This window comes from Calditrichota bacterium, assembly GCA_013112635.1.
GTDB lineage: Bacteria > Calditrichota > Calditrichia > Calditrichales > J004 > JABFGF01.
The window spans coordinates 182,370-198,552 of record JABFGF010000001.1 but is presented as its reverse complement, the minus strand read 5'-3'; the positions used below and the strand labels follow the sequence as shown (position 1 = coordinate 198,552).

The 16,183-nt window shown below is 36.0% G+C and carries 15 protein-coding genes; 9 read left to right on the top strand and 6 right to left on the bottom strand.

Going from position 1 to position 16,183, the window contains the following annotated elements:
* Window positions 1-138: 138 nt before the first annotated feature.
* From HND50_00920 to HND50_00905, 4 genes are all read right to left on the bottom strand, one after another.
* Window positions 139-969 (bottom strand): hypothetical protein, encoded by an 831-nt coding sequence (locus tag HND50_00920; GenBank protein NOG43763.1) that lies wholly within the window; start codon window positions 967-969, stop codon window positions 139-141.
* A 245-nt stretch (window positions 970-1,214) separates the two neighbouring features.
* Window positions 1,215-2,267, bottom strand: coding sequence for an acyltransferase family protein (locus HND50_00915; GenBank protein NOG43762.1), 1,053 nt, complete (start codon window positions 2,265-2,267; stop codon window positions 1,215-1,217).
* Window positions 2,268-2,285: 18 nt separating this feature from the next.
* Window positions 2,286-3,428, bottom strand: coding sequence for a saccharopine dehydrogenase (locus HND50_00910; protein NOG43761.1), 1,143 nt, complete (start codon window positions 3,426-3,428; stop codon window positions 2,286-2,288).
* A 17-nt stretch (window positions 3,429-3,445) separates the two neighbouring features.
* Window positions 3,446-4,387: an NAD(P)-dependent alcohol dehydrogenase gene (locus tag HND50_00905; protein NOG43760.1), complete on the bottom strand. Its 942-nt coding sequence runs from the start codon at window positions 4,385-4,387 to the stop codon at window positions 3,446-3,448.
* Window positions 4,388-4,659: 272 nt separating this feature from the next.
* On the opposite strand from HND50_00905, the gene HND50_00900 reads away from it, so the two are divergent.
* From HND50_00900 to HND50_00875, 6 genes are all read left to right on the top strand, one after another.
* A complete protein-coding gene (locus HND50_00900; protein NOG43759.1) occupies window positions 4,660-5,460 on the top strand; it encodes a DUF432 domain-containing protein in 801 nt (266 codons plus the stop codon).
* Window positions 5,461-5,468: 8 nt separating this feature from the next.
* On the top strand, window positions 5,469-6,326 hold the full coding sequence (locus HND50_00895) for a mechanosensitive ion channel family protein (protein NOG43758.1): 858 nt from the start codon (window positions 5,469-5,471) through the stop codon (window positions 6,324-6,326).
* 26 nt (window positions 6,327-6,352) lie between these two features.
* On the top strand, window positions 6,353-6,934 hold the full coding sequence (locus HND50_00890; protein NOG43757.1) for a hypothetical protein: 582 nt from the start codon (window positions 6,353-6,355) through the stop codon (window positions 6,932-6,934).
* A 212-nt stretch (window positions 6,935-7,146) separates the two neighbouring features.
* Entirely contained in the window at window positions 7,147-8,205 is a 1,059-nt protein-coding gene (gene corA / locus HND50_00885; GenBank protein ID NOG43756.1) for a magnesium/cobalt transporter CorA, read from the top strand.
* A gap of 46 nt (window positions 8,206-8,251) precedes the next feature.
* Window positions 8,252-9,244 (top strand): alpha/beta hydrolase, encoded by a 993-nt coding sequence (locus HND50_00880; protein ID NOG43755.1) that lies wholly within the window; start codon window positions 8,252-8,254, stop codon window positions 9,242-9,244.
* Between the two features lie 124 nt (window positions 9,245-9,368).
* Complete coding sequence (locus tag HND50_00875) at window positions 9,369-10,892, top strand: glutamine synthetase (protein ID NOG43754.1); 1,524 nt, start codon at window positions 9,369-9,371, stop codon at window positions 10,890-10,892.
* 44 nt (window positions 10,893-10,936) lie between these two features.
* On the opposite strand, the gene HND50_00870 is transcribed toward HND50_00875, so the two are convergent.
* A complete protein-coding gene (locus HND50_00870) occupies window positions 10,937-12,466 on the bottom strand; it encodes an NAD(P)-dependent oxidoreductase (protein NOG43753.1) in 1,530 nt (509 codons plus the stop codon).
* On the bottom strand, window positions 12,459-12,863 hold the full coding sequence (locus tag HND50_00865) for a hypothetical protein (GenBank protein ID NOG43752.1): 405 nt from the start codon (window positions 12,861-12,863) through the stop codon (window positions 12,459-12,461). Before HND50_00865 ends, HND50_00870 begins: the two co-directional genes overlap by 8 nt.
* Window positions 12,864-13,268: 405 nt before the next feature.
* On the opposite strand from HND50_00865, the gene HND50_00860 reads away from it, so the two are divergent.
* From HND50_00860 to HND50_00850, 3 genes are all read left to right on the top strand, one after another.
* Entirely contained in the window at window positions 13,269-13,823 is a 555-nt protein-coding gene (locus tag HND50_00860; protein NOG43751.1) for an RNA polymerase sigma factor, read from the top strand.
* Window positions 13,824-13,927: 104 nt separating this feature from the next.
* Window positions 13,928-14,851, top strand: coding sequence for a HEAT repeat domain-containing protein (locus tag HND50_00855; GenBank protein ID NOG43750.1), 924 nt, complete (start codon window positions 13,928-13,930; stop codon window positions 14,849-14,851).
* 148 nt (window positions 14,852-14,999) lie between these two features.
* Window positions 15,000-16,112: a DUF4097 family beta strand repeat protein gene (locus HND50_00850; GenBank protein NOG43749.1), complete on the top strand. Its 1,113-nt coding sequence runs from the start codon at window positions 15,000-15,002 to the stop codon at window positions 16,110-16,112.
* The last annotated feature ends 71 nt before the right edge of the window (window positions 16,113-16,183 follow it).

Genomic DNA, 16,183 nt, shown 5'->3' with positions numbered 1-16,183 from the left:
TTTAAAACTATCTGATGGCTGCTAACGACCGAATGTTTACCGGATTTTGCGTAGGAGAATTATCCGGTTTCCGATTCACCGCCGCACGTAAAATTCCGCGTACAACATTTTGTTATACGGAATATCGCTCCATGATATCTAATATTTTAAGTTTTTTAAAAGTATTTTTAAACGCTTGTAACTAATAGGTTCATTACAGAACTGATATTCAACTTTATTAAGTTGATCCAAATTAAGTTTTACCATTGAAGAGATAAAACCTTGTGGATAGACAGTTAAATAAAATCTGCTTTGTTTAATAGCTCTTTTAATTTTGATACAGGGACTTTCCCCACCCGGATCAAATTCAAAAAAAACATAATTGGATATAAATTCAGATGAATGCTTATTATATTTTCTCCAGATTGACAATGTATAATATGTAGAAGGATACTTTAATAGAAAGTTTTCACATTTAATAATGAGCGATATCCTTTGTTTCCAAGATTCTTCATCTTTTACAATGTTAAGAAAAAGCGTCAATAATGAGTCACCAAAAGATTTGGAATATTTAAGAAATAAATCGCTATCTGGAACAAATGGTTGATTTCTTGCTGGGCCATCCTCTGGCTCTTGAATACACTTAATACCAACTTTGGCCAAATTATCTTCGATTGATGAAAAATTATGGATATTTCCGTAACTATATTCCAATCCTTTTGAATAGTATTGTTGAGATTTATACCATCGATTAAGAACTTTTATTCTGTCAATTGTTGAATTTTGAGTATTATTCAAGTAATTAAGAATATTAGGAATAAACTTTTCATATATTTTATTTGATCTCCGAAACCCACCCTCCATAAATATTAAATCTGCACTATCCAATAAGGAATAAAAATTGTTTATATCATTTTTTTGGTTTTCCTGTGAATATGAAACTGAAAACAAAATATTAAATGTTAGAAAAATTATAATAGAAATCTTCATATAGCCTTTCTTGAATGATTACCGTATAACATAATATTAGTGTTCTGTAAAGCTATTTTTTTTAAAGATAACTCTGGTCAACTTACCAAAAGGCAAATATTTAACTCAGTTTTTCTTTAACTGAAACCGCGTTTAAAACTCGTTTAACAAGACCGCGTTACAAACCTGCTTTGATATCTGGGAATTAGTCTTAATATAAAACAGTAAGAATAAAATCACAACGGTAAATATTAAACCTTTAAAGCTTAACGTTCTGCTTTCAATCCAAACAATGGGCGCAAAAAGGAAATACGTTTGATAATCAACTCATAGCTGGCAAAACTACCAATAAATGTGATTAGGGTAATCAGGGCAAGATTTAATTCCAGAGACAAATTAAGAGGTAAAATGAAATAGGCAGCACCAAACAGAAAAGCCATATGCAGAATATAAACCGGGTAAACTGCCTGACTTAGATAACTCAAAACTGCGCTCTGTTTGTTGAGATATTTATAACCAAATCCAAAGATAGCAAATATCCAATTCATCGATTCGATGGAATTTAAGTAATTCGGGCCGTTAAGATCAAAATAGAACAGGCGAACTAGATATAGCGCAAAGGCAATTATCAGACTAACAGTTTTAATTCGGGTAACTGCATTCCAAAAAGCATCACCCGTGGCAATAAATATATAACCGCTGGCAAACGCCAGCATGCCAATTAAAAAGCCATGGCTATTACCAACATAAGAACTAAAATATTTGGGATTGATTAGTTCCGCTTCCAGGATAAATGGAATCATAAACAGGTATAAAAAGTATGGTCGTTTCAATAATTTTCTAAGGGCTTTAAAAAACCAATAGTCATAATTCTTATCCAAAAAAGCCAGGCCAATCATCTGAAGCACATAAATAAGGATATTCAACAAAAACCATAAATGCCCAATGTTGGGAATATAGCTTATTTCTTTAGCATAGAATTTCTGGAATAGCATATCGTGGATTGGTACGATGAGCAAACTGCCAAAAACCAATGGCAGCAAAATACGTCGGCTGCGTTCGAGCAATAATTGTTTCCAATCGCGTCGTCTTAAAGCAAAACACATGCCCATTCCGGAGACAAAAAAAAGTAAAGGAATTCTCCAGACATTTATCAATGCCATTGGAATCCAGATTATCTCGCTCGATTGTTCACTCTGGATAAAGCCGATAAGTTTGCCCCAGGGCTGAAAGACAAGCGCCACATGATAAATTAACAGCATAGCGATGGCAATTACCCGAAGCCAGTCTATATCATATCTTCTATCGGAGTCATTCATTTAGTAACCTATCCCAGTTTACAGCTCTTCTTCAGAAATCTCCCAATGCACGTTTCTCGCCTGTAATCCTTTTTGCATAAAATCAATGCACTCTTGCTGTTTTCCCATATACTCCGGAGGTGAAATGCCCTTGTGTGTATAAATCCCTTCGGCAATCATTCTTAGCGCAAGTGTGGCTGTATAGCCGGTTGTCCGTGCCATGGAGATAACATCTGTGTCCTCGCAATACCTGTCGTGCATATTAATTGTGTATCTCATTTTCCGGCCGTCTTTTTCACCTTCAATTGTGGATTGAAATACCGTGATATCAGCCTCACCCTTTTTTAATTTCCAGTTGGGGAAAAGAACCTGGGATGTAAATTGTAGTGGGCTTATTTTATTGCCGTTAAGTTCAAGGCGCTCCTCTTTAGAAAAGAAGCCAAGTTCCCGCAGAACCGCCATCTTCTCGATATGACCGGGATAGCGCAAAGTTTTTTCTTTTAAGTTTGGTGCATCGATTGTTTTTGCCAAAGTTCGCAAACCATCGGTGTTGAATGCCTCAAGCGTTCCTATTTTGGGGAAGAAAATATATTCAGGATCTGATAAAGCCGGACGCACTACTTCAAATCCATTTTCGATATAACGCGCCGGACGAATATATTCTTCAATTACATCAATCGGCGAAAACACAGCTTTGTATTCACTTGGCCACTCCCTTATTTCCGGTAATCCGCCAACATAAGTCAAAACACTATCCACCTTATCAAGCTGCAGTGCCCTATTCATGATTAATGCGCTGCCCATACCGGGATAAACACCACAATCCATAATCATGGTTACATTGTTATCTTTGGCCAGTTGGTCAAGCTGAAAGGGGTCTTCTTCATAGAAAGCAATACAAGCACAATTTTTTCCGGCTTTTATAATTGCCTTTGCCGTTTCAAATCCCATAAAGCCGGGCACGGCATTAACAACAAAATCATAATTGCTTACAAGTGTGGTTACATTGTGCGGGTCAGATAAATCTTTTTGGACAAAAGATAATTGCGGGCATTTCTTTTTCAGATTGTCCAAAGCCTCGTTACTGTAGTCTGCCACTGTCACATCAAATTTGTCATCATTATTTAAATCGATCGCCATTGGCGCCCCAACCAGCCCTGCACCTAAAACAATAATTTTCATCTCTTCCTTTCTAAATTCTAAACCACATCAATTACAACATTGCCTTTTTTATGCCCTTTTTCCACATAAGTATGTGCTTCAGGTATTTGGTCAAAAGGAAAGTGCCTGTCTATAACGGCTTTTAGCTTCCCTGCTTCAATTAGTTCTTTTAAGAAAATCAGATCTTCTACTTTTTCTTTGTCGCTTGTATCTTTTAAAACATCAAAATATTTTCCAGAGTCTTTCAGCGATTTTTTAGCTTTCGATGAGTCTAACTTATGAACGGCATCAAAAACAACATCGTACTTTTCACCATTTTCAGTAAAATCCACTTTAGTATAATCAATAACTTTGTCTGCTCCCAATGATTTAACCAGCTCCAGGTTTGCCCCGCTACAAACCCCGGTTACTTCTGCACCAAAATATTTTGCAAGTTGCACAGCGCTGCTTCCAACAGCTCCGGATGCACCGTTGATAAGAACTTTCAGTTTATCAGATTGATTAGTTGATCCATTTTTCAAATTTGCTTTGCGTAAAACACCAAGCGCAGTCATCCCACCACCGGGAATTGTTGCGGCTTTATCAAAAGTTATATTATCCGGTTTTAATACAAGCATGCCGTTTTCCGGAAAACATTTATACTCAGCATGGGCGGCAAATCCAATACTAAAGGTAGACCCAAAAACATGGTCACCTGGTTTGAAACGCGTCACATCTTTTCCAATGCTTTCAACCACACCGGCCAGCTCCATTCCTAAAATACTTTTTCGCAGTTTTCTAAAGCCAAATGCCACATGCAGCATTACTGTATAAAATTTTGAATCAGGGTGTTTTCCATTGCGGATTATTGTATCGCCAATGGTTACGGTGGTGGCTTTAATTTTCACCAAAACTTCTTTGTCTTTTGGAATTGGTTTTTCAACTTCTCTAAGTTGTAGAAAATCTGTCGATCCAAATTTTGAACAAACAAATGCTTTCATAGTATCTCTCTAAAAAGTAAATGTATTTTTGCTTAGATTTAAAATGGATATATCAAAATATAAAACAGTGCTTAGCAAGGTACAACTGATTAAAATTGAATCTTTAAACACAATTTAACCAGCCCAACTAAATAAGTTATTAAAAACCGATACGAGCCAATTTTCGCTAAGATGCTCTTTCAAAGTATTAGGATTTTTTTAATACTTATTCTTTATTTTTAAATTTTTGTATATTAATTCCAACCAAACCATTCCACAAAAATTAAGCTAATATGAAAAAACAAAATCAACCCATTTGGGATAAATATCCTTTGTCGGGTATAAAAATCAAGAAAATCACAATTGCCGATTTGGTACTTTACATACAGCTATTAAAAAATGAAATAAAAATCGCAGCATATTATACAACAGATAAAAAAAACCCTGACAACAACATTGAAGAAAACCTAGATTGGAAACGCTGGCCAATTAGCAAAGAAATAACTGCTGTTCAGATCGATCCCGTCTTTCCCGATCTTTCTATTCTTGTTAAACCTGAATCATCTTTCAATCTGGCCATTAATTCGGAAAGTAATGTATTTGTTCGCTTCCCTATTTCAATAAAAATTTCAGCTATATCTGAAAAGGAAACATATCAACTTATGGAAATTCCATCTGTCAAATTATCCAATACCTGGTTTGGCACATTTACAGAAGGAGAAAAATGCTACAGTATTTCGTCAGGATTTCGGACCGAAATAGAAACAGACGATTCAAGACAGTTTATGGTAATATGTCCCATTAAACTTAAAAATAAATCCAAAGAAGATTTATTGGTAGACAAGATCTGTCTCCGGACAGAATATATTTCGTTGTTTATGGACCAAACGCAGCTTTGGACTGATGATATTTCAATAACCTATTTTGGTAAAAACGAAATAAGCTTAGTCAACTTTACCAGTAAAAAACCGCACATTTTACCAGAGGCATCTTTGTTGACCAAGCCGCGTTCTGTGACAAAAAAATCAATTAGTGCCCGATCGTTCTCATCAATAAAAGATTTAGCAGGCCCAAATGTATTTGTTGGAAAATAGGAGAGAGAATGGATTTTTTATCAGGACCAGACATCGAGAAGTACCTTACACAAGAATATTTTAGTTTAGCAATTCGCATATTATTTTGGGTAGTTATTGCTTTACCGCTTGTACATATTACAGGTAAATGGGTTAAGCGGATCACTCAAAAGAAATTTTCTGCTCAACTATCGATGATTTTTCATAAGATCATTTTATACACCGGGTACATAATCATTAGTTTTTCGATTTTAAATATTTTTGGTTTTGAAATTTCCACATTACTTGGAGCAGCGGGAATCATCGGTATTGCAGTGGGTTTTGCTTCTCAAACCAGTGTTTCAAACATCATTAGCGGTTGGTTTCTTATTGCCGAAAAACCCTTTGAAGTGGATGATGTGATTACGGTAGGAAGTACAAGTGGTGTCGTATTGTCCATAGATATGTTATCTATCAAGCTGCGTACATTTAACAATGAATTTGTCCGAATTCCGAATGAAACAATCATTAAAACAGAAGTAATAAATGTCACCCGTTTTCCGATCAGGAGGGTTGATATTAGTGTTGGTGTAGCCTACAAAGAAAATATTGATCATGTAAAAGAGGTTTTAACTAATATTGCAAAAGAAAATCCTCTTTGTCTCAATGAACCAGAAGCTTCAATTATTTTTACAGGATTTGGAAACTCATCGCTCGATTTTCACTTCAGGGTATGGGCTGTAAAAGATGATTGGCTCGATCTTAAAAATTCGATCATGGAAGAAATAAAGAAGAAATTTGATGAGGAAAAAATTGAAATACCCTTTCCACATTTGTCGTTGTACAGCGGCAGTGAGAGTAAACCAATTCCTGTGAGTATTATTAACCCGGCAGAATCAACAAAATAATTATTCTTGTAAAATGGAAACACAATATGAATCCTACGGTTGATTTTTTTTTCGATAAAGCCAAAAAGTGGCAGCAAGAATATGAGAAATTGAGAACGATTGTCCTTGACTGTGGACTAATCGAGGAATTGAAGTGGGGTGTTCCTTGTTACACCTTTCAAAAAAGTAACATCGTTTTAATTCATGGGTTTAAAAAATACTGTGCTCTGCTGTTTCACAAAGGTGCTTTATTAAAAGATGCCAATAGTATTCTAATCCAACAAACCGAAAATGTGCAGGCTGCGCGACAGATTCGTTTCTCCAATCTTCAGGAAATAGTCGAGATGGAAACTGTTTTGAAAGGCTACATTTATGAAGCAATTGAAGTGGAAAAGGCCGGTTTGAAAGTGGAATTAAAAAAGACTTCAGAATTCACAATGCCGGAAGAATTTCAAAAGGCATTGGATGAAAACCACGCACTGAGAAATGCTTTTGAGGCATTAACACCGGGGCGGCAAAGAGGATACCTTCTTTATTTTTCTCAACCAAAACAGGCAAAAACTCGTGTATCCCGGATTGAAAAATGCATACCACAAATCTTCGATGGCTTGGGATTAAATGATCGGTAAATCAACAAATGGCTGTTTCCTCATAAGCAGAGTATGGCAACAACTGCATTTTAAATAAGTTGTTTAATGAGATAAAATGAATTATACAAATTGAGTTGGTTTTACTTGCCATTATATTATTTGGTGTTTTTACCGTTCAATATACTGTTCATGGTCATAAAAGACCTAAATTAAAAAAAGCAGCTTAATGAGTCCACGACGGAGCGTTAATTATGAAAAAAGCCCTTCGGCTGTCTCGAAAAACCGGGCTTGTTCCTGGCAGCCCTGTTTTTGTTGGTGAACAAAAACAAGAAAAAACATTGATAAACCTTATGGATTTCGATTCCGGTAACTATGAGTTTTTCGATTGTAAAAATATAGACGACATTTTTCCTTATAAAGATAAAGAAAGTACAACCTGGGTAAATGTTTATGGTTTACACGAAACTGAAATTCTTTCAAAAATTGGAAAACAGTTTAACATTCACCCATTGGTTATGGAGGATGTTCTAAACACCAAGCACCGTCCAAAATCCGAAGAATTTGACGAGTACATATTTTTTATAATTAAAATGATACAGTACTCTCCTGGAAATGATGAGCTTGATATAGAGCAGATCAGCCTTGTAATGAATAAAAATTTTGTTCTCTGTTTTCAGGAGCGCAAAGGAGATTTGTTTCATGCATTACGGGAAAGAATTAAGAATTCGCACGGCAGGATTAGAAAATCTGGAGCCGATTATCTTTGCTACTCAATATTGGATGTTCTGATAGATAATTATTTTATAGTTATGGAAGGGCTGGAGGAGCAGATTGATAAGTTGGAAGAAGAAGCTTTAGAAGCGAAAGCAGAAAGTATCCAACATATAAATAACTTTAAGCAAACAATAGTTCACCTTAGAAAAAACATTTGGCCCCTTCGCGAAATGCTTGCTAACCTGGTACGAAATGAATCAGCTTTCTTTAAGGAATCCACCTTACCTTTTCTCAGGGATTCATATGATCATGTATTAAAAGTTGTTGATTCATTAGAAACATATCGTGAAAGAATTGTAGGCGTAATGGATATCTACATGTCTGCAACCAGCTTTAAGATGAATGAAACAATGAAAGTCCTGACAATAATCGCAACTATTTTTATCCCATTAAGTTTTTTTGCCGGCCTCTATGGAATGAACTTTGAATTTATGCCGGAACTAAAGTGGAAATGGGGCTATTTTAGTCTGCTGGGATTTATGGCAACTATTTTAATTTCGATGTTGTTTTATTTTAGGCACAAGAAATGGATTTAAGTTATTCAGCTCTACCTAATAAAATCTTAACTTCAAATTAATTCCGATGTCTAAAATAATTATCGCCATACATGGGCTTGGCAACAAACCTCCAAAAGAACAACTTGAAAAATGGTGGTTGGCTGCTATACAAGAAGGTCTTCAAAAATCTGGCATTGCTGATCCTGATCTAAGTTTTAAGCTGGTTTACTGGGCTGATATTCTTTATCCTGAACCATTAGAGGCCGACGTGACTGATGAAGATAATCCTTTATACCTGGATGAGCCTTATCTGCCTGCCAGCGGAAACTTAAAAGCAGAACCTGAAAATCTAAAAACACGCCTTTTGAAATATGCCGAAAAACAATTGGATAAAATATTTCTAAAAGAAGATATGACGCTCAACTTTGAAGGTGTAACCGATTCCATAATTCACAGTTATTTCAGGGAGCTGGATATTTATTATCGTGGTGATGAAACGGAAAACGAACAGGAGAAAAGTTTTCAGTCACGTAATACTATTCGAGAGCGACTAAAAAGTGTACTGCTAGAACATAAGAAGGATGAGGTTATACTTTTATGTCACTCAATGGGCACAATAGTGGCTTATGAGGTTTTGCAGGATAACCCGGATGAACTCTCGATTAATACTTTGGTTACTTTTGGTTCTCCGCTTGGATTGCCTGTTGTGGTTAGCCGGATTTATGCTGATCAAAAACTGAATAGCGGTTCGGAGGAGCCATTAAAAACACCCGTCAATGTTCACAGCAAATGGTTTAATTTGGCTGATCCGCAGGATATGGTTGCGCTGGATCCTACGCTGGCAGATGATTATCAGGCCAATGCTCTTGGTGTTCAGGCCCAGGATTTAAGCGTAATTAATGATTATGAAGCAAACGATGAAAGGAATCCACACAAATCCTTCGGATATTTACGGACAGTTGAGATGGCTAATATTATTAGAACTTTCCTGGCCGAGGAAGAAAAACATGGTTTACCAAAGTATTATTCACAAATAAAACATAAGCTTGTTAATTTATTTTCCCGCCGGAAGAAGTAGAGTTCTCCTATGCTTTCGATCAATCTAAAATTATCTATTTTGTACAAGATTTGACTGTTCTGATTTCGTATATTAGACAACTGTAAAATAAGTTGAACCTTTAAAAGTAACAAAGAGGGGTTATATGAAAACATTAGCTTTAAACCACATTCTCGATAAACCTAAAACTGAAATTACCCGTGAAGATATTTTAACTGTGATCAAAGACGCGGAAATCAATAAAATAACGTTTCATTATGTTGGGATAGACAGTAAGCTAAAAGAACTAAAAATTCCGATAAATGATTTAAAACATGCGGAGCGTGTATTGGCTGAGGGTGAACGAGTAGATGGCTCTTCCCTTTTCAAAGGTCTTATCGACGCATCGGTTTCTGATTTATACGTTGTCCCACTTTACAAAACCGCTTTCATAAATCCTTTTGATTATCACAGCATTAATTTCATGTGTCGTTTTCTGGATCGTGATGGAAATCCGGCATCTTATGGACTGGATAGTGTTTTACATAGGGCAAACCACCTTTTGAAAAAAAATAGCGGATTGGAGTTATATGCGCTTGGAGAACTGGAATTTTTCCTGATAAGCGAGCCGGATAATAATTCCTTTCCAATTGCCAGACAGCACGGCTATCATGCTACAGCGCCCTTTACAAAAAGTGGTGAAATCCTGGATGAAATGCTTACCTATCTATCACAAATAACAGGTATTATTAAATATGCCCATAATGAAGTTGGATGTATCAATTACATCAGAAGCGATGTTTCTGAAATTAAAGGAAAGCAAGCCGAGCAGATGGAAATTGAATTTTTGGCAGCACCTATTGAAGATGCAGCTGATTATTTACTTTTGGCCCGCTGGCTAATTCGAAATGTAGCATATAAGCACAATTGTGTGGCCACGTTTGCACCTAAACTGGAAGAAGGAATTGCGGGAAATGGTTTTCATGTTCACATGGAGCTACGCAAAAATGGACAGAATATTATGCTCGATAAAGATAATTCTTTAAGCGAAGAAGCAAAAAAACTAATAGGAGGATTATCCCATTATGCCGCTTCTTTAACTGCATTTGGCAACACAACCTCGTCTGCATATTTGCGGCTCGTTCCAAACCAGGAAGCACCAACCCATATTTGCTGGAGCGATTTGAACAGGAGTGCTATGATCCGTGTTCCGCTTGCCTGGGGCAAAGAAAAAGATCTTGCCAGAAATATGAACCCACAGCAAACCACTGATTATTCCAGTAATGACAGCCGCCAAACTGTGGAACTACGCAGCCCGGATGGCAGTGCAATAATTCATTTTTTATTAGCCGGAATTACAATGGCTGCAGAATGGGGACTGACAAATGAAAAATCTCTCGAGAAGTCTGAAAAGTTATATGTCTCCGGAAATATTTTTAAGAATCATGATGTATTGAAAAGCCTGCCCATTCTTCCGGCCAGCTGTGTTGGATCGGCCCAAATTCTGCTTGAAAGCAGGGATTTGTACGAGCGCGAAGATGTATTTCCTTCAAGTATAATTGATTATATGGCTAAACTTTTGCAAAAAGAAGATGACGAACAAATGAACGATAAGCTGGCTGACCTACCGGCTGACGACCGCCTAGAAAAAACACGTGCTATCATGCATAAGGATATTCACAGGCACTAGTCAATTGATAATTGATCAATGACATTTTTAAAATGTTATTTGAATTACCCGGCACTAAAACCGGTTAGCCGTTCGTAGGTATCTTCAACTTCATCTGCAATAAGCTGAATAGTTAAATTAATTTCGTCGTGAATGCGCGGTTGCAGACTTTGCAGCGGTGGATGCTTTAATAAATTGAAGACTATAACATTGCCAATTTTAATTATGGCCTGAATTACTTCCTGAACCTCAAAATTTTCTTTTATTCTTTCAATGGCCAGGTTATTTGCATAAGGCATAATATGCATCCTGTCGCCGGATCGTATGGCCCTTTTGAGGATTTCATAAATTACCTCAATACGTTCTTTTAACTTTTGTGGCTGAAGACTTTGATAGGTTTTAAAGATTTGTTTATACTTTTTTGATGTCAACTCCATTAATATTTTTGTTATTATTTCTTCTTCCAACAGCAACATTGCATCCAGTATAGCAAGGTTTGGCCTGCCTTCCCCTTTTTTATAAATGGCCTCATAATTCCGTCGGTTCCATTCATATGGATTACTTTTCATATTTTCAATTAGAAACAGTAAACGCCGGTTTATATGATACCGTCCGGTTGGTTTCCAGGATAACATTTTTCGTGTTAACGATGCATCAATCACCATTTTTTGATTGATATATTTTATCATCCAGGGCCTTTCAAACGGACGTTTGCCGATAAGTTTTCCAAAAACATCTTTTATAAGAACAACTATTGCTGCCAACCCTTTAGGAATAAAAAACGGTTTTGCCTGATTTGTAAAATTATATCGCATAGCCAAGCTATATAATTCTTTATGAGTGCTGCAGCCATCCGGACTTACAACATAAATCTGGTAATCCGGCAGTAACGTGCTTTGTTTTATCAGGAGATTAATAAACCTGTTAACATCACTCACATGTAAATACGGCACTGCAGATTCCCCTTTTCCGGCAAGAATCCTGGCCTTCCAGGAATTAGAAAACCACCCTGTTAGAAACATATAAAGCGGACCATACTCACACCAATCACTAAAAATAGCAGCCAGCCTTATAATTGATGAAGGAAACAGATATGAGTATTCTAAAATCATCTCTTCACAAATTCGCTTACTGATTGCATATGGAAACGTGGCATCTGCCGGACTTTTTTCATTTAGGATTGTGCCCGGTTTTGTAAACTCAGAAACAGTCAGCGAACTGGTATAAATAAATCTTTTTATATTTAATTGCCCGGTATTATCAAGGATATATTTTGTGCCATTTATATTTGTCCGTTCAAATTCAGGATGTTCTTCATTGTCAAAATCATAATAACCGGCAAGGTGTAAAACAAAATCTGCTCCACCGTTTTTTGCAATTTTTGAAAATATTTTTTTCACTCCGGCTTCTTCGGCTATATCCTGGCGAATCCAGCAAATATTTTCATGCTCAGTAACAGCAGCTGCACGCTGACTGCGACGGCCAATACAATACATATAAAACTCATTACAAAAATTGTTTACAAAATGACGCCCTATAAATCCTGAGGCCCCTGTTACTACAATAATTGGTAATGGTGATGGGCGTTTATTCACGAGTTTGGCCAATAAAATGCAGGTATTGTTTGTAAAAAATAAATATGAGCAATGCCATCAAACCGTCAGCAATGGCGGACAATAAAATTATCCAAATGGATTCTGCATACAGGAAATAGACAAATAGAAATATCACGGCAACCGTTTTTGCGCTTATCACAAATCGGATTATTATTGCAGAGTTAAGATTTTTTGAAGCCATGAAATAGGCAATACACATCACAATATGGAAAACACCGCCTTGTGCCTGGAAAAAACTGGAAGAGTAATTTTTAAAACCATAAAGTTCTAAATATTGGGATGAGATTATTATCAGGCCAAGTCCAACAGCCAATGAATGAAAGGCAATAAGTTGCAACAAAACTGTGATTCGTGATGCCGGGTTCATTGTTAACATACAGCACCTCTTATCTTCTAATCTTCAGAAAAGATTGAAACAGACACAGCAGGGATACATAAATTTAACAATATAAAGTGGGTATGTAAACAAAAATGATGGGTTTTTTAAGGTTCACAAAAAACAGAATTTTGTTTCGATAAAAATATTGATAATTAGACTAATCGCGTATAAAGATACCTCTATCTTTAAAATATGAATTAGCCCATAAAAAACTATTCATCCTTATAGCAACAGAATTGGATTCATTTAAAGTAGCTCTCGTATTTAAATACAATAAATCATTTTCTATTTTAAAGTTAAACTCATGTGGTTCTTCATTATAGGGTTTTAATAAAATCTTTTTTTCTCGATGCTAACTTTTTTGCTACTTTACTGTCTATATATCCAGGAGGCGGAATTTAAGTGCACAATGATCTTGAACTGATAAATAAAACTCTTGCTAATAATCTATCAGCATACGATGAATTGATGCAGCGTTATGAACGTTTGGTCTATACAATTAGCTTTGGATTTGGCAAAAACAAAGAGAATGCCCTCGATATTACACAAAACGTTTTTATAAAATGTTACCAAAAGCTGAGTACATTCAAAGCTAAAAGTTCATTCAAATCATGGCTTACAAAAATAAGCTATAACGAAGGGGTTAACTGGGTGCGCAGTAACCAAAAATTTAGCAAACATGAAAGCATTGATGAGCATTTGGATTTACCATCAATTGCATTGAGCAATGAAGATGAATACCTGGCAAAGGAGAATAAATCTCAGCTGTTACGCAGCTTATACAATTTAAACACCCGCTATCGGCTGGCAGTTGTGTTACGCTATTTTGAGGAACAATCTATAAAAGAGATTGCCGAAACGTTGCAATGCAGTGAAGGAGTTGTAAAAAATATGTTGTTCAGAAGTTTGCAAAAATTAAAAGAAAATCTAAAAAAAAACGAAGAGCGTGAATCATAACTGTATTAAAAAATGCTTTGCGTCATTCCGAACTTGTTTCGGAATACTTTTAATAATGAATGCTCAATCCAGTTCAGTATGACGGAAATATTGTAGAGGTAAAAATGGCAATAAATAAACAATTAGAAGAAAAGCTAAAAAAGTATATTTCAGATGAGCTGTCTGCTGAAGAAAAAGAACGAATCCAAAAAGAGGCAGAAACCAATTTAGAAATATCCGAATACCTTAATCTTCATTCAAATCTAACAAACCCTGAAATGACCTTTGAAATGGCTGATGAAAATGAATTTCAAAAAATGCGATCTGTGAGTATTAATAAAATTCATCATTACAATAATCATAAGTCAAGATATATTTTTTCATCACTTTGGGACAATATTTTACAACCATTTCGCATTCCGGCTTTTAGCGCCGCATTTGCAGGCGCAATGTTCCTGATTGGTTTTTTTATGAGCACTTCGGTCTCAGACAATTCTTTAATCAGGAATATTAATTATGCAGCTGAACAGACAGGTGAATTACAGGAAAGTATAAATTCACCTTATATTTACAGCAATACCATTTTTCGCGAAAATGAAGACGGCCTCGTAAGTGTTAGTTTTGATGTAACCCGGCACCTGCAAGTTACCCGCAAAAAGAACGATCCGCTGATTCAGGATATACTTGCTCAATCTTTAGTAAATGCCAGCTCCACGGGTGAACAACTACGCAACATTTCGGTTAGTGAAAAAGTGATGCACCCAAAAATTAAACAGGCATTAATAAAAACCATGTTAAATGATGGCAATGAAATTGTGCGTCAAAAAAGTCTCTTTAGCTTGATGAAATATCCAAATGATGAAGTCATTCAAACGGCATTGATTAGGTTGTTAACTGAGGAAAAATCAGTTTATATGAGATTGACTGCCATTGATTATTTAAGCAACAACAATGTAAACCCCGCCCTTCTTGAGAAAGGTTTAGAGGAATATAAAAATGTTAACAGCGCTGTTACACAAAAAATAAAACAACTAAAATATGAACACTAATAAACAGGAAAAAAAGTAAAAAAAACTTGCTTGCCATGCTGAGGAACGAAGCAAGTCCTAAAAGAAACATTTAAAATAATCGGATTCTTCGTTTCACTACAACAATCAGAATGACAGGATCGTTCAATCACAAAGGAAAGGAAACAGAATGAAGTACTTAACAATATTTTCAATTTTAATGGTAGCGTCAATTACGTTTGCAGGTGAAATAAAAAAAGAGTTTGACGTTTCTGCGGGACAACGACTGGAAATGGATATAAAAACAGGCGGTTCGATTTACATCTATGGAGAAAACCATGACAAAGTAGTTGTTGTTGTATCGCATAGGGGCAGCAAATTAAATGAAAATGTCTGGGTCGATATGGATGATAATAGTCGTGGTGTAGAAATTTCGGCTGGCGCAGACGGTAATACAAATTCTGATTTGGAATTTAAAGTTTACGTCCCGTTAAAATTTGACATTGAGGTAACAACAATGGGTGGCGAAATAGTTGTTGCCAATGTTGAGGGTAAACTTGAAGGCGAAACCATGGGTGGCGAAATAACATTGGAGAAATTAAAAGGGTCTGTAAAATTTTCTACAATGGGTGGAGATGTGGAATTAACTGATTCTGATGTAGATGGCAAGATTAGCACTATGGGTGGTGAAGTTTTGTTCAAAAATATTATTGGTGATGTAGATGGCTCATCAATGGGAGGAAATGTAATATATAAAAATGTCCGTAGCAGGAATGGTAAATCAACCGGAAAAGAAGTAAATATTTCAACAATGGGTGGCAAGATAAAAGTTGATGAGGCCTTTTCAGGCGCAGATGTTTCAACAATGGGTGGCGATATAGATGTAAATAAAGCAAAACTGTATATAAAAGCCAATACAATGGGTGGCGATATAGATATTAGGGATATTGATGGCTGGGTAAAAGCAACAACTATGGGTGGTGATGTTGATGTTACAATGACCGGCGATCCATCAAAAGGTGACCGCCATGTAGAGATTAGTTCCATGGGTGGCGATATTGAATTAGTTCTGCCGGATGGAATTTCTGCTGATTTTGATATCCGGATAACATATACAAGAAATAGCAATAAAAATTATGAAATAAACAGCGACTTTTCATTGGATATTGAAGAAGATGATGAATGGTCATACAATAATGGTGATCCTCGTAAAAAGATTGAAGGCACAGGTAAAAGCGGTGATGGTGAGCATTCAATAAAAGTAAGTACAATAAATGGAAATATTACAATAAAAAAGAATTAAAACGTTTTAAAAGAATTTATCAAAAGAGATTCTTCCAGGATGGCAACTAGAGAGCCCAATACTTACCACCC

Bases quoted from the DNA above. Each gene is read 5' to 3' on its own strand.
- HND50_00900 (NOG43759.1), top strand. From the start codon at position 4,660: ATGAAAAAACAAAATCAACCCATTTGGGATAAATATCCTTTGTCGGGT.
- HND50_00895 (NOG43758.1), top strand. From the start codon at position 5,469: ATGGATTTTTTATCAGGACCAGACATCGAGAAGTACCTTACACAAGAA.
- HND50_00915 (NOG43762.1), bottom strand. From the start codon at position 2,267: ATGAATGACTCCGATAGAAGATATGATATAGACTGGCTTCGGGTAATT.
- HND50_00855 (NOG43750.1), top strand. From the start codon at position 13,928: ATGGCAATAAATAAACAATTAGAAGAAAAGCTAAAAAAGTATATTTCA.
- HND50_00875 (NOG43754.1), top strand. From the start codon at position 9,369: ATGAAAACATTAGCTTTAAACCACATTCTCGATAAACCTAAAACTGAA.
- HND50_00850 (NOG43749.1), top strand. From the start codon at position 15,000: ATGAAGTACTTAACAATATTTTCAATTTTAATGGTAGCGTCAATTACG.
- HND50_00910 (NOG43761.1), bottom strand. From the start codon at position 3,428: ATGAAAATTATTGTTTTAGGTGCAGGGCTGGTTGGGGCGCCAATGGCG.
- HND50_00920 (NOG43763.1), bottom strand. From the start codon at position 969: ATGAAGATTTCTATTATAATTTTTCTAACATTTAATATTTTGTTTTCA.
- HND50_00880 (NOG43755.1), top strand. From the start codon at position 8,252: ATGTCTAAAATAATTATCGCCATACATGGGCTTGGCAACAAACCTCCA.
- HND50_00890 (NOG43757.1), top strand. From the start codon at position 6,353: ATGAATCCTACGGTTGATTTTTTTTTCGATAAAGCCAAAAAGTGGCAG.
- HND50_00905 (NOG43760.1), bottom strand. From the start codon at position 4,387: ATGAAAGCATTTGTTTGTTCAAAATTTGGATCGACAGATTTTCTACAA.
- HND50_00865 (NOG43752.1), bottom strand. From the start codon at position 12,863: ATGTTAACAATGAACCCGGCATCACGAATCACAGTTTTGTTGCAACTT.
- corA (NOG43756.1), top strand. From the start codon at position 7,147: ATGAAAAAAGCCCTTCGGCTGTCTCGAAAAACCGGGCTTGTTCCTGGC.